The 556-nt window shown below is 69.6% G+C and carries 1 protein-coding gene; it reads right to left on the reverse strand.

Features of this window, described 5'->3' with window-relative positions; genetic code table 11:
- On the reverse strand, positions 1-556 hold a 556-nt coding region (locus ACTWQH_RS32825; protein WP_443290467.1), incomplete at both ends, for an acyltransferase domain-containing protein.

Consider the following 556-nt stretch of genomic DNA (forward strand, 5'->3'; position numbering starts at 1 on the left):
CATTGTGCGGCGAGGGCGGTGAGGGTGGTGGAGGGGCCGATCTCGATGAAGGTGGTGGCGCCGCGTTCGGCGAGGTGGGTGAGGTGGTCGTGGAAGCGGACGGGTTCGCGGACGTGGCGGACCCAGTGTTCGGGGTCGAGGAGTTGTTCGGTGGGGGTGGCGAGAGGGATCTGCGGTTGGTGGAAGGTGAGGGTGTGTACGACCTGGCGGAAGGGGTCGAGCATGCCGTCCATGTGGGGGGAGTGGAAGGCATGGCTGACGCGCAGGGGGGTGGTCTTGCGGCCGCGCTGGGCCCAGGTGGCGGCGAGTGCTCGTACCGCGTCGGCGTCGCCGGAGATGACCGTCTCGGTGGGGGCGTTGTGGGCGGCGATGCTGACGGTGCCGTCTTGGGGCAGGGTCTGTTCGATTTCTTCCGGGGTGGCTTGGATGGCGGTCATGGCGCCGGTGGTGGGCAGTTCCTGCATGAGGGTGGCGCGGGCGGTGACCAGGGTGGTGGCGTCGGTGAGGTTGAGGATGCCGGCGCAGTGGGCGGCGGCGATGTCGCCGATGGAGTGGC

Source organism: Streptomyces sp. 6N223, from assembly GCF_052246635.1.
Lineage (GTDB): Bacteria > Actinomycetota > Actinomycetes > Streptomycetales > Streptomycetaceae > Streptomyces.